This is a genomic window from Pseudomonas sp. ArH3a (genome assembly GCF_022648765.1).
Taxonomy (GTDB): domain Bacteria; phylum Pseudomonadota; class Gammaproteobacteria; order Pseudomonadales; family Pseudomonadaceae; genus Aquipseudomonas.
Genome location: NZ_CP080330.1, coordinates 2,444,178 through 2,463,173, shown reverse-complemented (window position 1 = coordinate 2,463,173; position 18,996 = coordinate 2,444,178). Strand labels below are relative to the sequence as shown.

Genomic DNA, 18,996 nt, shown 5'->3' with positions numbered 1-18,996 from the left:
CCTGCGATAGCGGTGGGTCAGCTAGCCCTGTACTGACTGACTCGCCGCCATCGCAGGCAAGCCAGCTCCCACAGTTAAATGTGTTGTATTCAACAGGAATGACATGCCCGCATTAAACGATGACCGCCCCGACCCCGACGCCCTGCTGGCACGGGTACAGCTGGAAGAACAGGCCGCCTTGCGCGGCAAATTGCGTATCTACTTCGGCTCCAATGCCGGGGTGGGCAAGACCTGCGCCATGCTCGCGGCGGCACAACGCGAAGTCGCCCTGGGCCGTGACGTCCTTGCAGGCGTGGTGGAAACCCATGGCCGCGCCGAGACCGCCGAGCTGCTCGACGGCCTGGAACAACTGCCCCGTGCCGCCCTGTTGCACCGCGAGTTCGCCCTCAGCGAATTCGACCTCGATGCTGCCCTGCGCCGGCACCCCGCCGTGGTGTTGGTGGACGAACTGGCCCACAGCAACGTGCCCGGTTCGCGCCACCCCAAGCGCTGGCAAGACGTTGAAGAACTGCTCAGCGCCGGCATTGATGTGTGGACCACCCTCAACGTCCAGCACCTGGAAAGCCTGAATGATCTGGTCAGTGGGATCATCGGCATTCGCGTACGCGAAACGGTGCCGGATCATGTGTTCGATAACGCCCACGAAGTGGTGGTGATCGACCTGCCGCCCGATGATCTGCTGCAACGCTTGAAGGACGGCAAGGTGTACCTGGGCCCACAGGCGGAGCGCGCCTCGCGGCATTTTTTCCGCAAGGGCAACCTGTTGGCATTGCGTGAGCTGGCGCTGCGCCGCACGGCCGACCGCGTCGATACGCAAATGCGTGTGTACCGCCGTGAACGCTCGATCAGTACCTTGTGGCCGGCCCGCGAACGGCTGCTGGTTGGCGTGGCGGGCGATGCCGGCGATGAGCGTTTGGTGCGCGAAGCGGCGCGCCTGGCGCAAAAACTCGAAGCCGACTGGATCGTGGTGCACGTGGCCGCGCACCAAGGCCGCGGCGCCAGGCGCTACCTGACCGCGATGAAAACCTTGGCATTGGCCGCCGAATTCGGCGCCGACACCGCAACGCTGCCGGGCATGGACGTGGCCGAGGCGCTGGCCGCCTGCGCCCGCGAGCACAACGCCAATCGCCTGGTGCTCGGCCACCATCCGCGCCAGGCGTGGCGGTTCTGGCACCAGTCGGTCAGCGACCGGATCAGCCGGCACCATCCGCAAATCGATCAGATCGTGATTGCTCATGGGCTGTTGCCGGGCAAGCCGCCGCTCATCGAAAAAACTGCACCGGCTGCCGGTACAACGCTGGCGTATCTGTGGGCCAGCCTGGCGTGTTTCGCCGCCAGTGCCGTCGCCGCCCTGCTGCTGCAGGTGTTCGACCTGGCCAACGTGGTCATGCTGTTTTTGCTCACGGTGCTGCTGGTGGCCCTGCGTTTAGGGCGCGGCCCCGGCGTATGGGCGGCGATGCTCGCGGTGCTGTGTTTCGACTTCTTTTTCGTGCAGCCGCGCTACTCGTTCACCGTCAATGACACCCAGTATTTCTTCACCTTTGCATTGATGCTCGGCATCGCCCTGATCACCGGGCAACTCACCGCGCGCCTGCGCCACGAAGCACGCACCGCCGCCGCCCGCGAACGGCGCGCCACCTCATTGGCGCGGCTGGCCCGCGACCTGTCGGCGGCGCTGACCGTGGAGCAAATCAGTGAAGTGGCCCTGCGCACCTTCAGCGGCGTGTTCGAAGCGCGGGTCGGCCTGGCGCTGCCGGATGCCGCCGATGGCGTGCACAGCGTGAGTGCCAGCGGGTTGCCGATCGACGACAGCATCGCCCAATGGACCTACGACCATGGCCAAGCCGCCGGCCACGGCACCGACACCTTATCGGCGGCCAAGGGCTGCTACTGGCCGCTCAAAGCGCCGATGCGCGTACGCGGCGTACTGGTGCTGGAACTGGCGCAGAGTGAACGCTTGAGCGACCCGCAGGAACGCCGGCTGCTGGAAGCCTGCATGAGCCAACTGGCGATTGCACTGGAGCGCGTGCACTTCGTCGAAGTGGCGCAAAGCACGCTGGTACAGATGGAAGGCGAGAAAATGCGCAACACCTTGCTCGCGGCGATTTCCCACGACCTGCGCACACCGCTGACCACACTGATCGGCGCCGCCGACACCGCCCTGCCCCATGCCCCGCCCGGTCCGCTAACCGAATTGCTCACTGGCATTCATGAACAGGCCACCTCCATGCAGCGGCTGATCGAAAACCTGCTGGACATGGCGCGCATGCAGGAACGCGGTGTGCGCCTGAACCGCCAATGGCATTCGCTGGAAGAAATCGTCGGCAGTGCGCTGCGCCAACTGCGTGAGCCACTGGCGCGCCACCGCCTAAACACCCCACTGGACCCGCAATTGCCGCTGGTGGAAATCGACGCGCTGTTGATCGAGCGCGTGCTGGTCAACCTGCTGGACAACGCCGCCAAGTACACCCCGCCGGGCACCCGCATTACCGTCGCGGCGCGCGCCGTTGCCGACACCATCGTGCTTGAGGTCAGCGACAACGGCCCAGGCAGCGCCCCGGCCAATCTGTTCGAACCCTTCACGCGCGGCCAGCAGGAATCGTCCGTCGCCGGCATCGGCCTGGGCCTGGCGTTGGCCAAACGCATCGTTGAAGCCCATGGCGGGCGCATCGAAGCCAACCCCGGCCACGCGGGCGGCATGCACTTCATCATTATCTTACCGGCGGGCACCCCGCCGCTTATGGAAGCCCTATGAGCACTGCACGCATTTTGATTGTTGAAGACGAAGCCAATATTCGCCGCTTCGTCGGGATCGCCCTGCAAGACGAAGGCTTTCAGGTGTTTGAGGCCGACAGCGTCAAACGTGCGCTGATCCATGCCGCCAGCCGTCAACCGGACCTGGTGATCGTCGACCTCGGCCTGCCGGACGGCGATGGCAAGCAACTGATCAGCGAACTGCGTGGCTGGCTGGCCGTGCCGATTCTGGTGCTGTCGGCGCGTGATCGCGAGGAAGAAAAAGTCGCCGCCCTGGACGCCGGGGCCGATGACTACCTGACCAAGCCGTTCGGCGTGCCCGAGTTGCTCGCCCGCATCCGCGCGCAACTGCGCCGGCATGGGCAGACCGGCGCCGTGGCGGCCACCAGCAAAGTCGCGTTTGGCGAGATTGAAGTCGACCTTGCAACCCATGAGGTATGGCGCCAGGGGCAGCCGGTGCACCTCACGCCCATCGAGTACCGCTTGCTCTGCGCGATGATTCGCGGCCAGAGCCGTGTACTGACGCACCGTCAATTATTACTGGAAGTGTGGGGCCTGGATTACGTGGATCGCGCGCACTATTTGCGCGTGCACATGGCGCACTTGCGGCAAAAACTAGAAGCAGATCCGGCGCAACCGCAGCATTTTATTACCGAGTTGCAGGTGGGCTACCGGTTGATGGGGGTGTGAACAGATGCTCGGCGGCAAAGTCCACAAACACGCGGATTTTTGGCGACAGATGCCGACTGGACGGCCACAGCGCCCAGAACTGGCCCTGATCATCAGCGTGCCCGTCCAACACGGTTTCCAACTGTGCTTGAGCCAGCGCCTCACGGGCCAGAAAGTCCGGCACGTAGGCAATGCCATGGCCATCAATCGCCGCCCTGAGCATGGCTTCCATATTGTTCAAGGTCAGTGCGGTGGGCAGGCGCAACTGAGTGATCGCCGGGTTGGCGGATAAGCTCCAGTCCATGATTTTGCCGGTGGTAGCGAACCGATAACGCAGGCATTGGTGGTGTTCAAGATCACTGAGGGTTGCTGGGCGGCCATTAGCCCGCAGGTACGTTGGGGACGCACACAGTACAAACCTGAACGGCCCGAGCTTACGCGCCATCAGCGTCGAGTCGGCCAGGCCGCCGCTGCGGATCACCACGTCGAAACCCTCCTCGATCACGTCCACTAGGTGGTCGTTGAAATCCAGTTCCAACTCAATCTCCGGATAGGCTTGCCTGAATGCGAGCATATGGGGAAAGAGGAAGCGATAGCCGATGGTGGGCAGGCTGACCCGCAGCTTGCCACGCGGTGCCTGCATGGCATGGGAGAGCATGGCGCGGGCGTCCTGCAGGTCATCGAGGATTTTGCGACTGCGCTCATAGAACAGCTGGCCCTCGGCGGTGAGGCTGACTTTGCGAGTACTGCGGTGCAACAGCCGCACCTTCAGTTCGGCCTCCAGCTTGGCGACGTTTTTGCCGACCGCCGAAGCGGAAATACCCATCGCCCGGGCAGCCCCGGTAAAGCTGAGGGCTTCTGCCGTTTTGACGAAGGCGACCACACCGTTGAGATTGTCCGCCACGTCATTGCATCCTTTTAGTCCGCTATGAGCGGAATGTAAGCCTGTTTATCGATGATTACATCCTAATTAGAGTCTTTATCTCGATAGATCAACGGGACATTCCCCATGAACGCAGCAAACCACTCCACGCATGGCCGCTATGCGATCGCCGCCGCGATCTGCCTGGCGGCCCTGGTGCTGCCCATGAGTTTTACCGGAGGCGCGGTGGCCACGCCCTTTATCGGTCAAACCTTCGCAGCCCATCCCACACAGCTGGCGTGGATCACCAACGCATTCATGCTCAGTTTCGCCAGCCTGTTGATGGCCGCCGGCACCCTCGCTGACCGCTATGGGCGCAGGCGTTTGTTCTTGTGGGGAATGGCGCTGTTCAGCCTGGTTTCCCTGCTGTTGGCCGTGGCGCCGGGCATACTCTGGCTGGATATATTGCGCGGGGTGCAAGGCGTTGCAGCGGCGACAGCATTAGCCAGCGGCTGTGCGGCATTGGCCCAGGAATTTGACGGCCATGCCAGAACGCGCGCCTTCAGCCTGCTGGGCACGACCTTTGGCGCCGGCCTAGCGTTTGGCCCGCTGCTGTCGGGGTGGCTGATCGAACAATGGGGCTGGCGCGCGATTTTCCTCGCCACCGCCTTGCTGGCAGGCCTCTCGCTATTATTTGCCGCGCCCACAATGCGTGAGAGCCGCGACCCGTACGCACTGCGCCTGGATGTGGCCGGGGTGTTGACGTTTTCAGCCATGCTGGTGAGCTTGACCACGGCGGTGATCCTGTCACCGGAACAGGGTTGGAGCTCCTTCACGACCCTCTCTTTGCTGGTGGCGACGGTGGTGTTTTTACTGGCGTTTATCCTGGTTGAAAACCGCGCAAGCCAACCGATGTTGGACCTGCGGCTGTTTCGCTTTGCGCGCTTTCTTGGCGTGCAGTTACTGCCGATTGGCACCTGTTACTGCTACATCGTCTTGATTGTGCTGCTGCCGCTACGGTTTATCGGTGTGGAAGGCGCCAGTGCATTTGACGCAGGCTTGATGATGCTGGCGCTGTCGGCCCCGATGCTGGTGGTGCCGATCATTGCCGCAACGCTGACGCGCTGGCTGTCGCCCGGCGTGTTGTGTGCCATTGGCCTGCTGATCGCGGCAGCAGGTCTGTACGGGTTGAGCCGGGTCGAGGTCGGCCAGCCGCTGCAGGCTGTGGCCGCGATGCTGGTCATTGGGATGGGTACGGGGTTGCCGTGGGGTTTGATGGACGGCCTGGCAATCAGCGTGGTGCCAAAAGAACGCGCAGGCATGGCGGCAGGGATTTTCAATACAACCCGGGTCGCCAGTGAAGGTGTAGCGCTGGCGATCACCATGGCGGTGTTGAGCGCGTTGATCGCGCAGCATCTACCAGCGAGTACTGCTCAGGATGTTTTAGTGGTTGCCCAGCAGTTGGTCATGGGTGATGCCCGACACGCCAGTACGAACATTCCACTGGATGTGCTGCGCACGGCTTACATCGCCGGGTTTACTACGTTGCTGCAATTTTTGGCCGGGCTCACCTTGCTTACGGCGGTGGTGGTGTGTGTGTTCTTGGGCCGACGCGATGTCGCGCCGATGCGCGCCGTTGAGTCGCCCTGCTGAATCGCAGGCAAAAAAAAGCCCGCTCAATGAGCGGGCTTCTTGTGATGACCTGGCGTTCAGCATTCCAGGTTACCGAATATGGCGCAGCGGACGGGACTCGAACCCGCGACCCCCGGCGTGACAGGCCGGTATTCTAACCGACTGAACTACCGCTGCGCGTAACACTTGAAGCGAATGGTGGGTGATGACGGGATCGAACCGCCGACCCTCTGCTTGTAAGGCAGATGCTCTCCCAGCTGAGCTAATCACCCTTCGTTTCGGTGTGGGCGGCATCATACACCAAAAATCCGCAATGTCTTGATTTAAATGCAATTTATTTAAAATAATTTCTTCAGGACGACGCACACCCCGAAAAATGGGGCTTCTCGCCCTCAAACGCGAGTCTATTGCGTTTACCCAGCGCTTGGCCGCACAATTAAAAACCATTCTCAATAACGCCTGAGCCACGCTTATGTCTGTGGGTGAACCGCCATTTCAACGGGAAATAACCCTGCTCTACAGCGAGCATCACGGCTGGCTACTCACTTGGCTGCGGCGCAAGCTGGGTTGCCGCCAGGATGCGGCTGATCTGGCGCAAGACACCTTTGCACGTATTCTAAATGCTCGCGAATCGGTGGCGAGCATTCGCGAGCCGCGGGCGTATTTGAGTACCACTGCCCGGCGCCTGCTTATCGATCAGGCCCGGCGCAAACAGATTGAACAGGCTTACCTGCAAGAACTGGCACTGACGGTAGACGTACTTGAGGGGTTCCAATCGCCAGAGCAAATCCACACCACGCTCGAGGCGCTTGAGCACATTGCGTTTATCCTGGAAGGCATGCACGAATATTCACGCCAGGCGTTTGTGCTGTATTACCTCGAAGAGCTGACCCAACAGCAAATCGCCCGGCAGCTCAAGCTGTCGGAACGCACCGTGCGTAAGTACCTGATCCGGGCGCTGGTGCATTGTGGCCACAGCATGAACACCTGACCCGCCCATGTCCGACACCCACTCACAGATAGAGGAACAAGCAGCCGAGTGGATGCTGCGCCTGCACGAAGGTGATTTGAGCGAGGCTCAGCGCATGGCCTTCGAGTGCTGGAAACAACAAGGCCCGCACTACGCGGCTGCGGCCGAACGGATGGAAGCCGTCATTTCACGGATGCAGGCCCTGCGCGGGAAAAAATCACCGGCGCGGGCAGCGTTGAACGCGGCGTTTACCCATCAGACGTCACGACGCAGCAAGCATAACCTACGCGCTCTGGTGCTGGCGTGCAGCCTGGCGATTCCTGCCGCCGCGCTGCTCACCAGCCCTTACCCGCAACAGTGGATGGCCGATGTGCGTAATGGTCCTGGCCAGTGGCAAACCCTGCAACTGGCGGACGGTTCGACGCTGACCTTGAACGGCACCAGTGCGGCAAACCTGCATTTCGATCAGCAGCAGCGACGCATTGAACTGCTGCAAGGCGAGATCCTGGTGGACGTCGCCCACGACAGCGCGCGGCCATTTATCGTGCAGACTCCCCAAGGCACCTTGCGCGCACTGGGCACGCGGTTTGTGGTCAAGCGCGAGGGTGATGTCACCGTACTGAGCATGTTGCAGTCACGCGTGGCGGCGCACAGTGCCAACAGCCAACAGACCGTGGAAGTGGATGCCGGCTCCCGGGCCTTGATGAGTTCGAACGAGGTACGCCTGAGCGACAGCATTGACCCGGCCAGCATCAATGAAGCCTGGCGCCGCCATCAGTTGGTGGTGGAAAACCGGCCGCTGCCCGAGGTGCTGGATGAAATCGCCCGCCATCGGAGCGGCCACCTGCAATTTGATCGCGCAGCCCTGCAAAACCTGCGGGTTTCGGCGGTAATTGCGCTGGATGACAGTGATCATGCCCTGCAATTGCTGGCAAAAAACTTGCCGATCAAGGTCCGCAGCTTCACGCCGTGGCTGATGGTCGTGAGCCCCGAAACAACGTCCAATAAATAATTATTCGCATTTGCTTCCGGTTTTTTTGCAGTTACCCGTCAAGCAAGGTAATTCGACTCATAAAGGATTGCCCTGTCCATGTACACCCCTTCTGATCCACGCGCACGCTTCGGCCTACTGAAAAGTGCGCCGCTTTCCTTGGCCCTTTTCACCGCGACTGCGATGGGCACACACCTTGCCCAGGCGGACACGGTCAACGTCGCCGCCCAAACCTACGACATCCCCGCCGGGCCGCTGGGCACCTCGCTCAACCGATTTGCCCAGCAGGCCGGCGTGGCCATTGTGTTCCAATCCCAGGCACTTGAAGGCCTCCAGGGCCCGGGCCTGAAAGGCAACTACGCCACACAGGACGGGTTTGATCGGTTGCTGCAAGGCAGTGGTTATCGCGCCGTCAAAGGCGCCCAAGGGTACGCGCTGCACGTCATCCCGACTGCCAGCAACGGCGCCATGGAGCTGGGCCCCACCGCGGTCACCGCCACCCAGTTGGGCAACGTCACCGAAGGCACCGGTTCCTACACGCCCGGCACCATCGCCACTTCCACCCGGCTAATACTGACCCCCAAGCAAACCCCGCAGTCCGTCAGCGTGGTCACCCGCCAGCACATGGATGATTTCGGCCTGAACAACGTCGATGACGTGATGCGCCATACGCCGGGTATCACGGTGTCGGCCTTCGACACCGAGCGCAGCAACTATTATGCGCGAGGCTTTTCGATCAATAACTTCCAGTACGACGGCATTCCTTCGACGGCGCGTAACGTTGCCTACTCAGCGGGCAATACCCTGAGCGACATGGCGATCTACGACCGCGTCGAAGTGCTCAAGGGCGCCACCGGCCTGCTCACCGGCGCCGGTTCGCTGGGGGCGACGATCAACCTAGTGCGCAAGAAACCCACCGCGGACTTCCAGGGTCACGCCACCCTCGGCGCGGGCTCGTGGGACAACTACCGCAGTGAACTGGACGTCAGCGGCCCAATGACCGACAGCGGCAATGTGCGTGGCCGCGCGGTTGCGGCCTATCAGGACAAGCGCTCGTTCATGGACCGTTATTCGCGCAAGAGCCCGACGTACTACGGCATCATGGAGTTCGACCTGTCACCCGAAACCTTGCTGACCGTAGGCGGCGACTATCAAGACAGCCTGCCGACGGCCTCGTCGTGGTCCGGCAGTTTCCCGTTGATCAACTCCAAGGGCGATCGCAACAGTGCGAAGCGCTCGTTCAACAATGCTGCCGACTGGAGCAGTTGGGAGCAATACACCCGCACGGTGTTCGCCATGCTGGAACATGATTTGGGTGATGGCTGGATCGGCAAGCTGCAACTGGACCACAAGATCAATGGCTATCATGCGCTGATGGGCTCGATCCAGGGCGACCAGCCCCAACCGGACGGCACGGCAAACCTCACTTCCGGCAAGTACACCGGCGACACCGTCAGCGACTCGGCCGACCTGTATGTAAGCGGCCCGTTCAGCCTTGGCGGTCGCGAGCACGAGCTGGTGCTGGGCGGCTCTATCAGCGCCTCGCAATGGAAAGGCAAAGGCTACTGGAACCTCGCCCCGAACACCGTCGACTTCAATAACTGGCACGGCCACGCCACGATTCCGGATTGGGGCCAGGCACAGTCATTGACCGACGACACCGTGCGCCAGACTGGCGCCTACATGACCACGCGCCTGAACCTCGCCGACGACCTCAAGCTGCTGCTGGGCGGCCGCGTGGTCAACTACCAAGTCACCGGCAACAACCCGAGCTACCGCGAATCCGGGCGATTCGTGCCATATGTGGGCGCCATCTACGACCTGAACGATACCTACTCGGTCTACGCCAGCTACACCGATATCTTCATGCCGCAGGAGAACTACAACCGCGACCGCGACAACAAGCTGCTTGAGCCGGATGAGGGCCAGAACTGGGAGTTGGGCCTGAAAGCCGATTTCCTCGACGGCCGCTTGAACGCCAGCGCGGCATACTTTGAAATCCACGAATCCAATCGCGCGCTCTCCGACGACGCGTACAACAACCAGACGCCAATACCGTCCAACTACGCCTACAAGAGCAGCAAGGCGGTGACCAAGGGCTATGAAGTGGAAGTGTCCGGCGAGATTGCCCCAGGCTGGCAACTCCAGGCTGGGTACACCCACAAGATCGTGCGCGACGACAAGGACGTAAAGATTTCCACTTTCGAGCCTGAAGATCAGGCCAAGCTCTATACCACCTATAAACTCAAGGGCAACCTAGACAAGTTGACCGTCGGCGGCGGCGTACGCTGGCAGAGCGTGGGCTGGCAAGACATCTACAACACGCCCCATAAAGGCTATGAAGAGTTCTCCCAAGACGCCTATTGGCTGGTGGATCTGATGACACGCTACCAGGTCACCAAGAACCTGTCGGCGACGCTGAACGTCAACAATATCTTCGACAAGTCCTACTACACCAATATCGGTTTCTATAACTCTGCCGCTTATGGCGAACCCCGCAATGTGATGGTCACCACGCGCTGGGATTTCTGATCCGCCCATAGAAAACGCCGCCGATCATCGGAAATGATCGGCGGCGTTTTTTGGGTTTTTACAAACCCCAGACAGCAAAAAGCCCGCTCAATGAGCGGGCTTCTTGTGGTGACCTGGCGTTCAGCATTCCAGGTTACCGAATATGGCGCAGCGGACGGGACTCGAACCCGCGACCCCCGGCGTGACAGGCCGGTATTCTAACCGACTGAACTACCGCTGCGCGTAACACATGAAGCGAATGGTGGGTGATGACGGGATCGAACCGCCGACCCTCTGCTTGTAAGGCAGATGCTCTCCCAGCTGAGCTAATCACCCTTCGTTTCGGTGTGGCGCGCATTCTACGGAGCGACCTTAGGTCTGGCAAGCACTTTCTTAAATCTTTTTTTTCAGCCCTTCCAATGGCTTAGGCAGGGTTGGCCTCAGGCGATATCAAGAGAATAATGCCCCCCTTTGTATAAAGGAGAGACTCACCCCATGTGGTTCAAGAACCTGCTTATCTATCGCCTGACCCAAGATCTGCCTGTTGATGCCGAGGCGTTGGAAGCGGCCATGGCCACCAAACTGGCGCGCCCTTGTGCCAGCCAGGAGTTGACCACTTACGGTTTCGTCGCCCCTTTCGGTAAAGGTGAAGACGCTCCCCTGGTTCACGTCAGCGGTGACTTCCTGCTGATCGCCGCGCGCAAGGAAGAACGTATCCTGCCGGGTAGCGTGGTGCGTGACGCACTCAAAGAGAAAGTCGAAGAGATCGAAGCCGAGCAAATGCGCAAGGTCTATAAAAAGGAACGCGACCAGATCAAGGATGAAATCATCCAGGCCTTCCTGCCGCGCGCCTTTATTCGTCGCTCGTCGACCTTCGCCGCCATCGCGCCGAAACAGGGTCTGATCCTGGTCAACTCGGCCAGCCCCAAGCGCGCCGAAGACCTGCTGTCGACCCTGCGTGAAGTGATCGGCACCCTGCCGGTTCGCCCACTCACAGTAAAAACTGCGCCAACCGCGATCATGACCGACTGGGTCACGACCCAGAAGCCGGCCGATGACTTCTTCGTCCTCGACGAATGCGAGCTGCGCGACACCCATGAAGACGGCGGCATTGTGCGTTGCAAGCGCCAAGACCTGACCGGCGAAGAAATCCAGCTGCACCTGACCACCGGTAAAGTCGTGACCCAATTGTCCCTGGCCTGGCAGGACAAGTTGTCCTTCATGCTCGACGACAAAATGACCGTCAAGCGCCTGAAGTTCGAAGACCTGCTGCAAGACCAGGCAGAACAGGACGGCGGCGACGAGGCCCTGGGCCAACTGGACGCCAGCTTTACCCTGATGATGCTCACGTTCGGCGAGTTCTTGCCGGCGCTGATCGAAGCACTGGGTGGTGAAGAAACCCCACAAGGCATCTAAAGCCATGTGAAGATCAAAATGTGGGAGCCGGCGTGTGTGGGAGCTGGCTTGCCTGCGATCGCATCATCTCGGTACAACTCAAGGCCCGAGGTGCCTGCATCGCGGGCAAGCCCAGCTCCTACGCACGCCCGCTCCCACATTTGATTGGGTTTCCAAGCAGGCATCGGCGTTACCGAACTTAACTAATAACAAGGACATCCCCCATGCGCGCACTCGCCGCCTTGAGCCGCTTCGTCGGCAATACCTTCGCCTACTGGGTGTTGATTTTCGCGGTGCTCGCCTTCCTCGAACCCGGTTGGTTCATCGGCCTCAAAGGCGCCATCGTGCCGCTGCTGGGCCTGGTGATGTTTGGCATGGGGCTGACCCTCAAACTTGAAGACTTCGCCGAGGTCGCGCGCCACCCGTGGCGCGTGGCCCTGGGCGTGGTCGCGCACTTTGTGATCATGCCGGGCGTGGCCTGGTTGCTGTGCCGGGTGTTCAACCTGCCACCGGAAATTGCCGTCGGCGTGATCCTGGTCGGTTGCTGCCCAAGTGGCACTTCGTCCAACGTAATGACCTGGCTGGCCCGCGGCGACCTGGCGCTGTCGGTGGCGATTGCCGCCGTCACCACCCTCCTCGCCCCGCTGCTGACGCCGGCACTTATCTGGCTGCTGGCCTCGGCCTGGCTGCCGGTATCGTTCATGGAATTGTTCTGGTCGATCCTGCAAGTGGTGTTGCTGCCGATCGTGCTGGGCGTGGTCGCGCAACGCGTGCTTGGCGAGCGTGTCCGCCATGCGGTGGAGGTACTGCCCTTGGTGTCGGTGGTGAGCATCGTGATCATCGTCGCCGCCGTGGTTGCCGCCAGCCAGGCGAAGATCGCCGAGTCGGGCCTGTTGATCATGGCCGTGGTAATGCTGCACAACAGCTTCGGCTACCTGCTGGGCTACTTCACCGGCCGGCTGTTCAAGCTGCCGTTGGCGCAGCGCAAGTCGCTGGCGCTGGAAGTGGGCATGCAGAACTCCGGGTTGGGCGCTGCGTTGGCCAGTGCGCACTTTTCGCCATTGGCGGCGGTGCCGAGTGCGCTGTTCAGCGTCTGGCACAATATTTCCGGGGCGCTGCTCTCGACTTACTTCCGCCGCATGAGCGAAAAGGAAGACCGCCGCGTATTGGAGAACACGCCGCAAACTTGATCGCCTGATCAATTTTCGGCACTCTACCGAACTTCGCGGGGACGACCCCGCGACGCTGTCGAGCGCTTTCCAGGGGACGACCCCACTTTTAGAAGAGAGGTCATCATGTCCTGGATCATCCTGTTTTTTGCCGGGCTGTTTGAAGTGGGCTGGGCGGTCGGTTTGAAGTACACCGACGGCTTCAGCAAACCGCTGCCCACCGCCCTGACGATTGCCGCCATGGCCATCAGCCTCGGCCTACTGGGCCTTGCCATGAAAGAACTGCCGCTGGGCACGGCCTATGCGATCTGGACGGGCGTGGGCGCAGTGGGCACGGTGATCGCCGGGATTATCCTGTTTGGCGAATCCATGGCGCTGTTCCGGTTGGCCAGTGTGGCGTTGATAATTTGCGGGCTTGTTGGGCTCAAGATCAGCGCCTAAGCCACAACCGCTATCGCAGGCAAGCCAGTTCCCACACTCGACCGCGTTCGCCTGAACACCTCGGTCACCTGTGGAAGCTGGTTTGCCTGCGATGGGCATAGGTATCTACGCAACTTCTTGTGTCGTGCTAGGCCGATGACGGGTTTTTAGGTAGATATGGGTACATATCCGTTGCTGCGGTAACGGCGGCTATTGGTTCCGCCCTTACGGCGGGTCACTTTTGGAAAAGAGCCCCAAAAGTAACCAAAAGGGCTCTTGCCCCACCACTCGGTGCCTCGCCTAGGCTCGGCATGCCCTCACTCCGGCTTGAATCCGTGGGCCGCCGCCATGGGCCATCCTTGGCCCATCGCGGCTAACCCGGCGTCCTGCCGGGTTACCCACGGATTCAAGCCTGCGTTCGGCCATCGTGGTTAACGGGGCGCCTCAGATCAAGATCAAAAGCAAGAGCACGGCGGCCTAGTAGCCGACCTGAGTGGTAGAAGCAAAAGCAGGGCAGAAGCACAGCAGCACACTCTCTGTCTGATGTACCGAGATCCAACTGTGGGAGCGGGCTTGGCTGCCAGCACCGCAGTGCTCTGCTTTTCTGTGGGAGCTGGCTTGCCTGCGATGCAAGCACCTCGGTGTGTCAGGCATAACCAGCCGATGCCATCGCAGGCAAGCCAGCTCCCACATTAGATTGAGTTCAGTTTCAAATATCAGGTCGGCTGTCAGGCCGCCTCGGTTTTGCTTTTGATTTAACCACTCAGGTCGGCTACTAGGCCGCCGTGCTCTTGCTTTTGATCTTGATCTGCTTTTGATCTTAGGCGCCCCGTTAAACCACGCTGGCCGAACGCAGGCTTTGGAGCGGGGGTAAACCGGCAGGACGCCGGTTTAGCCGCGATGGGCCAAGGATGGCCCATCGCGGCGGCCCCCGCTCCAAAGCCGGAGTGAGGGCACACCGAGCCTAGGCGAGGTGCCGAGTGGTGGGGCAAGAGCCCTTTTGGTTACTTTTGGGGCTCTTTTCCAAAAGTGACCCGCTGTAAGAGCGGAACCCATAGCAGCCGTTACCCAAATAACGGATATGTACCCCGCGCCCCCGCGACAACCAAAGAACTCAACCCATAAAAAGATGTGTAGATACCGATGCTGCGATGGGGCCCGAACAGCCAGCAGAAAACTACCTGACACTCCCGCGCAACACGCCTACGCGTTCCTGCAACTGCGCAGGTGTCGCCGCCTCGGCCGTCACCGGCTCACCCGCCACCAACGTGACATGCGACCAGATCCGGTGAAAGAACCCCTTGCTCGGATCGCGACTGAAAAAACTCCCCCACAAGCCCTGCAACGCCATCGGAATCACCGGCACCGGCGTCTCCTCCAAAATGCGCGTCACGCCACCGCGGAACTCATTCATCTCGCCGTCCCCGGTCAACTTGCCTTCCGGGAAGATGCACACCAACTCGCCTTCCTTCAGGTACTGGGCAATGCGTGTGAAGGCCTTTTCGTAGATCTGAATATCCTCGTGACGCCCGGCAATCGGAATCGCCCCGGCGGTGCGGAAGATAAAGTTGAGCACTGGCAAGCGGTAGATCTTGTAGTACATAACAAAGCGAATCGGCCGACGCACCGCGCCGCCAATCAACAAGGCATCGACAAACGACACGTGGTTGCACACCAGCAACGCCGCGCCTTCATCCGGAATCAGCTCAAGGTTGCGGTGTTCCACGCGGTACATGGAATGGCTGAGCAGCCAGATCATGAAACGCATGGTGAACTCGGGGACGATTTTGAAGATGTAGGTGTTGACTGCGATGTTGAGCAGCGACACCACCAGAAACAACTCAGGGATCGACAGCTTGGCCACGCTCAGCAGCAGGATCGACACGATGGCCGAAACCACCATGAACAACGCATTGAGAATGTTGTTGGCCGCGATCACCCGCGCGCGCTCGTTCTCGGCGGTGCGCGACTGGATCAGCGCGTACAACGGCACGATGTAGAAACCGCCGAACACGCCCAAACCCAGGATATCGAACAACACCCACCAGGCCTGGCCGTAACTGAGTACGGCCAACCAGTCGTTGGCCTGGACGTTCTGCGGGAAGCCGCCGGAGTGCCACCACAGCAACAGCCCGAACACGGTCAGGCCGAATGAACCAAACGGCACCAGGCCGATTTCGACCTTACGCCCGGAGAGCTTTTCGCAGAGCATCGAACCGAGGGCGATACCCACGGAGAACACCGTGAGAATCAGCGTCACCACGGTTTCGTCGCCGTACAACCATTCTTTGGCGTAGGCCGGGATCTGCGTGAGGTAGATCGCGCCGACAAACCAGAACCACGAGTTGCCGACGATCGAGCGCGACACCGCAGGCGTCTGCCCCAGGCCCAGGCGCAAGGTGGCCCAGGACTCGCTGAAAATGTTCCAGTTCAGGCGCAGCCCTGGCGTAGACGCCGCCGCGCGCGGAATGCTGCGGCTGGCCAGGTAACCCAGCACCGCCACGCCGACAATCGCCACGGCCACTATCGGTGCGTAATGGGTAGACGACATCATGACCCCGGCGCCAATGGTGCCGGCCAGGATCGCCAGAAACGTGCCCATCTCCACCAGGCCGTTGCCGCCCACCAGCTCATCGTCCTGCAATGCCTGGGGCATGATCGAGTACTTCACCGGGCCGAACAGCGCCGAGTGCGTGCCCATGGCAAACAGCGCCAGCAGCATCAACTCCAGGTGATTGAACAAAAAGCCCGTGGCGCCGACGGCCATGATCACGATCTCGCCGATCTTGATCGCGCGGATCAGCGCGTCCTTGTTGAATTTCTCGCCAAACTGCCCGGCCAGCGCCGAGAACAGGAAGAACGGCAGGATAAACAGCAAGGCGCACAGGTTGACCCAGATGGAGCGGTCACCGTCGATGGTCAGCTTGTAGAGAATGGCCAGGATCAGCGATTGCTTGAAGATGTTGTCGTTGAAAGCGCCCAGTAACTGGGTAATGAAAAACGGCAGGAAGCGCCGTGTGCGCAGCAAGGTGAATTGTGAGGGGTGGCTCATCGTCCGTGTTCCTGCGTGGCCTGTAGGCTATTGTTGATTTTCAGGCCACGACTTTACCTAATCCCGCTTACTTATTCCCTAGTCCTGCAATGCAAGGCGATACAAAAAGCTCACCTTTATAGGCGCCCAGCACGGTGCGCGTGGCGACGAGCAGCCACATCAGCGCCAAGGCCACCACCAATACGCAGCCAAACAGGCTGAAAAAACCCAGGTGCAGCACGCTCGCAAGCTTCAGCGTGGCCAAGGCGTAGACGCCCAAGGGGAAGGTAAAGCCCCACCAGCCGAGGTTGAACGGGATACCGGCGCGCAGGTAACGCAGGGTGATCAACACGGCGATCAGCATCCACCACAAGCCGAAGCCCCACAGGGTGATGCCGGCCACCAGGCCGAGGCCGTTGGCCATCTCGCCTACGCCTGGCAACCCATTGGCCGCGAAGATCGCCGGCGCGTCGCCGCCCAGCAACAGCATGCCGAGGGCACCGGTGCCGATAGGCCCGAGGGCCAGCCAGCTCGACGCGGCCATGTTGGCGTGGGGCAATTTGTGCAAGGCCATGCGCAGCATCAGGATGGTCAGGATGCTGAACGCCACCGGCAGCGAAAACGCCCACAGCACGTAGCTGGTCACCAGCATCACCAGTTGCGAGTGAGCATCGGCCAGGTGCGGCGCCAGCAGGCCACCGCTGGCGGCGGCGACTTCAGCGGCGACTACCGGCAACAGCCACACGGCGGTCATCTGGTCGATGCTGTGTTCTTGGCGTGTGAACATCATGAACGGGATCAGCACGCCACAGGCCAACGCCATTGCCACGTCCAGCCACCATAAGGCTTCGGCCAACGGCACCACATCGGCGCCCCAGCGCGGCAGCCCGAACAGCAGCAAGCCATTGATAATCGTCGCCAAGCCCATGGGAATGGTGCCGAAGAACATCGACACCGTGGAGTGCCCGAAGATGCGCCGCGCCTCGTGGAAAAACATCAACCAGCGCGCCGCGTACAACACGCTGAACAGCACAAACAGGCCGATGGTGAACAGCCACAGCCCTTCGGCAATCGCCTGCAGGCCGGGCAGATTGATCGGCAATTGGGCCAGCGCAAGGGCCAGCACGCCGGTGCCCATGGTCGCGGCAAACCAGTTGGGGGTGAACTGGCGTATCACTTCCCGTGGGCGGGTCAGGTGACTGAAGGGTTTGTAAGTAGCGGTATTAGAGCAAGTCATGTTGGTAATCCTCTTCCTCGCATGAGGTTGAGATCATCATAGAACCTGAACGAATATCTATATAACGGGTAATATCTCTAACTGTTATCTACTTTACCAATATAGAGACACTGACTAGGCCGCCGCCTTGGCCTGCGCCGAATCCTGCAGCAGCAAACCGGCCAAGGCACTCAGGGCCAGCACGATGAGCACGGCGCCGTAGCCATCGGTAGTGGCGATCAGGCCAAACACTCGGCTTAGGTTACCCGCCAGCAGCGCGGGCACGCAGAACGCCAAGTAGCTCAGGACATAAAACGCCGACATCAACCCCGCCCGCTCATGAGGCAATGCCAAGCTCACGATACTGCGCACACTGCCCATGAACCCGCCGCCGAAGCCCAAACCTGCGATCACACTGGCAGCAAAGAACAGCCACAGGCTGGCGCTCTGCACTGCCACTAGCAGCAACGCCACGCCCACCGCCAACAGCACCGCCGAGAGGCGCATGACCTTGTCTGCCGGGCGATCACGCAGGCTGTAGATCATCACCGCACCGCTCAAGGTCACGACCGCCACCAGGCCGCCGCCGATCAGGTGCGAGGTCGAGCCGGTGGCGGCGCGCACCAGCGAGGGCGCCAACGAGGAAAAGAACCCACCCAGTGCCCACACCGCCACATTCAGCGGCATCACCAGCCACAAGCCCCGGCGCGCTTGCGCGGGCACATGCAGGGTGGGCGCCAGCGACTTCAGGGCACCCGGAATGCGGCTGACGGTTTCCGGCAAGCGCCACACATAAAGCGCCTGCAGCAGCATCAAGCCCAGCAGCGTGAAGTAAATCAATTGGGTCGGGCGTGGGCCGTACTCCACCAGCAAGCCGCTGCCCAAGGCGCCACTGGCCATGCCCAGCAGCGGCGCGAGGCTATTGAGCATCGGGCCGCGCAGGCGGTCGGTGTCCAGCAGCGTTGCCGCCAGCACCGCGGTTGCCGTGCCGGTGGCGAAACCTTGCAGCGCTCGGGCGGCTATCAGGTAGGCGGTGCTGTCAGCGTTGATAAACAACAGCATCGACACAATATTGAGGATCAGTGCGACGAAAATCACCGACTTGCGCCCCACATGGTCCGACAACGAACCGACGGTCAGCAGCGCCGCCAGCAAGCTCACGGCATACACGCCAAAGATCACCGTCAGCATCGCTGCGGAGAAATGCAGGTTGTCCTGGTAAACCTGATACAGCGGCGTCGGCGCGCTGGACGCAGCGAGGAAGGTCAACATGGTGATGACCAGGAACGCCAGGCTGGAACGTTGAGAAATGACGCTAGGCATGTGCACACTCCACTAAAGCTAATATTTTGCTTTTGCGGAGTGTGCTACCGGCA

The 18,996-nt window shown here is 60.9% G+C and carries 13 protein-coding genes and 4 tRNA genes; 9 read left to right on the top strand and 8 right to left on the bottom strand.

All coding sequences use genetic code 11. The annotated features are described in order from the left end of the window. Positions 1–103 precede the first annotated feature (103 nt). Together K0P33_RS11215 and K0P33_RS11210 are read left to right on the top strand one after the other, a co-directional pair. On the top strand, positions 104–2,755 hold the full coding sequence (locus K0P33_RS11215) for a sensor histidine kinase KdpD (protein ID WP_242155246.1): 2,652 nt from the start codon (positions 104–106) through the stop codon (positions 2,753–2,755). Further along, a complete protein-coding gene (locus K0P33_RS11210; protein WP_242155245.1) occupies positions 2,752–3,444 on the top strand; it encodes a response regulator in 693 nt (230 codons plus the stop codon). Before K0P33_RS11215 ends, K0P33_RS11210 begins: the two co-directional genes overlap by 4 nt. On the opposite strand, the gene K0P33_RS11205 is transcribed toward K0P33_RS11210, so the two are convergent. Beyond that, on the bottom strand, positions 3,404–4,327 hold the full coding sequence (locus tag K0P33_RS11205; RefSeq protein ID WP_094953573.1) for a LysR family transcriptional regulator: 924 nt from the start codon (positions 4,325–4,327) through the stop codon (positions 3,404–3,406). The genes K0P33_RS11210 and K0P33_RS11205 overlap by 41 nt on opposite strands. Before the next feature lie 105 nt (positions 4,328–4,432). Here K0P33_RS11205 and K0P33_RS11200 point away from each other — a divergent pair, with 105 nt between their 5' ends. Then, positions 4,433–5,938, top strand: a complete 1,506-nt coding sequence (locus K0P33_RS11200) for an MFS transporter (RefSeq protein WP_242155244.1) — start codon at positions 4,433–4,435, stop codon at positions 5,936–5,938. Positions 5,939–6,017: 79 nt separating this feature from the next. Here the strand turns inward: K0P33_RS11200 and K0P33_RS11195 are convergent. Both K0P33_RS11195 and K0P33_RS11190 read right to left on the bottom strand, forming a co-directional pair. After that, positions 6,018–6,094: transfer RNA gene (locus tag K0P33_RS11195), tRNA-Asp, on the bottom strand. Positions 6,095–6,113: 19 nt separating this feature from the next. Then, positions 6,114–6,189 (bottom strand) — tRNA-Val (locus tag K0P33_RS11190). Positions 6,190–6,389: 200 nt separating this feature from the next. On the opposite strand from K0P33_RS11190, the gene K0P33_RS11185 reads away from it, so the two are divergent. From K0P33_RS11185 to K0P33_RS11175, 3 genes are all read left to right on the top strand, one after another. Then, positions 6,390–6,908, top strand: coding sequence for a sigma-70 family RNA polymerase sigma factor (locus K0P33_RS11185; RefSeq protein WP_242155242.1), 519 nt, complete (start codon positions 6,390–6,392; stop codon positions 6,906–6,908). Positions 6,909–6,915: 7 nt separating this feature from the next. After that, positions 6,916–7,899 (top strand): FecR family protein, encoded by a 984-nt coding sequence (locus K0P33_RS11180; protein WP_242155239.1) that lies wholly within the window; start codon positions 6,916–6,918, stop codon positions 7,897–7,899. Between the two features lie 78 nt (positions 7,900–7,977). Next, entirely contained in the window at positions 7,978–10,410 is a 2,433-nt protein-coding gene (locus K0P33_RS11175) for a TonB-dependent siderophore receptor (RefSeq protein ID WP_277933790.1), read from the top strand. Positions 10,411–10,553: 143 nt separating this feature from the next. On the opposite strand, the gene K0P33_RS11170 is transcribed toward K0P33_RS11175, so the two are convergent. Together K0P33_RS11170 and K0P33_RS11165 are read right to left on the bottom strand one after the other, a co-directional pair. After that, positions 10,554–10,630 (bottom strand) — tRNA-Asp (locus K0P33_RS11170). Positions 10,631–10,649: 19 nt separating this feature from the next. Next, positions 10,650–10,725 (bottom strand) — tRNA-Val (locus K0P33_RS11165). A gap of 159 nt (positions 10,726–10,884) precedes the next feature. On the opposite strand from K0P33_RS11165, the gene rdgC reads away from it, so the two are divergent. The 3 genes from rdgC to sugE all read left to right on the top strand — a co-directional run bounded on the left by rdgC (position 10,885) and on the right by sugE (position 13,394). Beyond that, a complete protein-coding gene (rdgC, locus tag K0P33_RS11160; RefSeq protein WP_010567523.1) occupies positions 10,885–11,805 on the top strand; it encodes a recombination-associated protein RdgC in 921 nt (306 codons plus the stop codon). Between the two features lie 203 nt (positions 11,806–12,008). Further along, positions 12,009–12,974, top strand: coding sequence for a bile acid:sodium symporter family protein (locus tag K0P33_RS11155; RefSeq protein WP_242155238.1), 966 nt, complete (start codon positions 12,009–12,011; stop codon positions 12,972–12,974). Positions 12,975–13,079: 105 nt separating this feature from the next. Next, positions 13,080–13,394 carry a quaternary ammonium compound efflux SMR transporter SugE gene (gene sugE, locus K0P33_RS11150; protein WP_017136389.1) on the top strand — a complete coding sequence of 105 codons (315 nt, stop codon included), beginning with the start codon at positions 13,080–13,082 and terminating at the stop codon, positions 13,392–13,394. A 1,156-nt stretch (positions 13,395–14,550) separates the two neighbouring features. Here the strand turns inward: sugE and K0P33_RS11145 are convergent. The 3 genes from K0P33_RS11145 to K0P33_RS11135 all read right to left on the bottom strand — a co-directional run bounded on the left by K0P33_RS11145 (position 14,551) and on the right by K0P33_RS11135 (position 18,943). After that, the gene (locus tag K0P33_RS11145; RefSeq protein ID WP_242155235.1) at positions 14,551–16,425 is read right to left on the bottom strand and encodes an MFS transporter; all 1,875 of its coding nucleotides are present in this window, start codon (positions 16,423–16,425) and stop codon (positions 14,551–14,553) included. 67 nt (positions 16,426–16,492) lie between these two features. Then, entirely contained in the window at positions 16,493–17,641 is a 1,149-nt protein-coding gene (locus K0P33_RS11140) for a TDT family transporter (protein ID WP_242155234.1), read from the bottom strand. 114 nt (positions 17,642–17,755) lie between these two features. Continuing rightward, positions 17,756–18,943: an MFS transporter gene (locus K0P33_RS11135; protein WP_242155232.1), complete on the bottom strand. Its 1,188-nt coding sequence runs from the start codon at positions 18,941–18,943 to the stop codon at positions 17,756–17,758. Between the last annotated feature and the right edge of the window lie 53 nt (positions 18,944–18,996).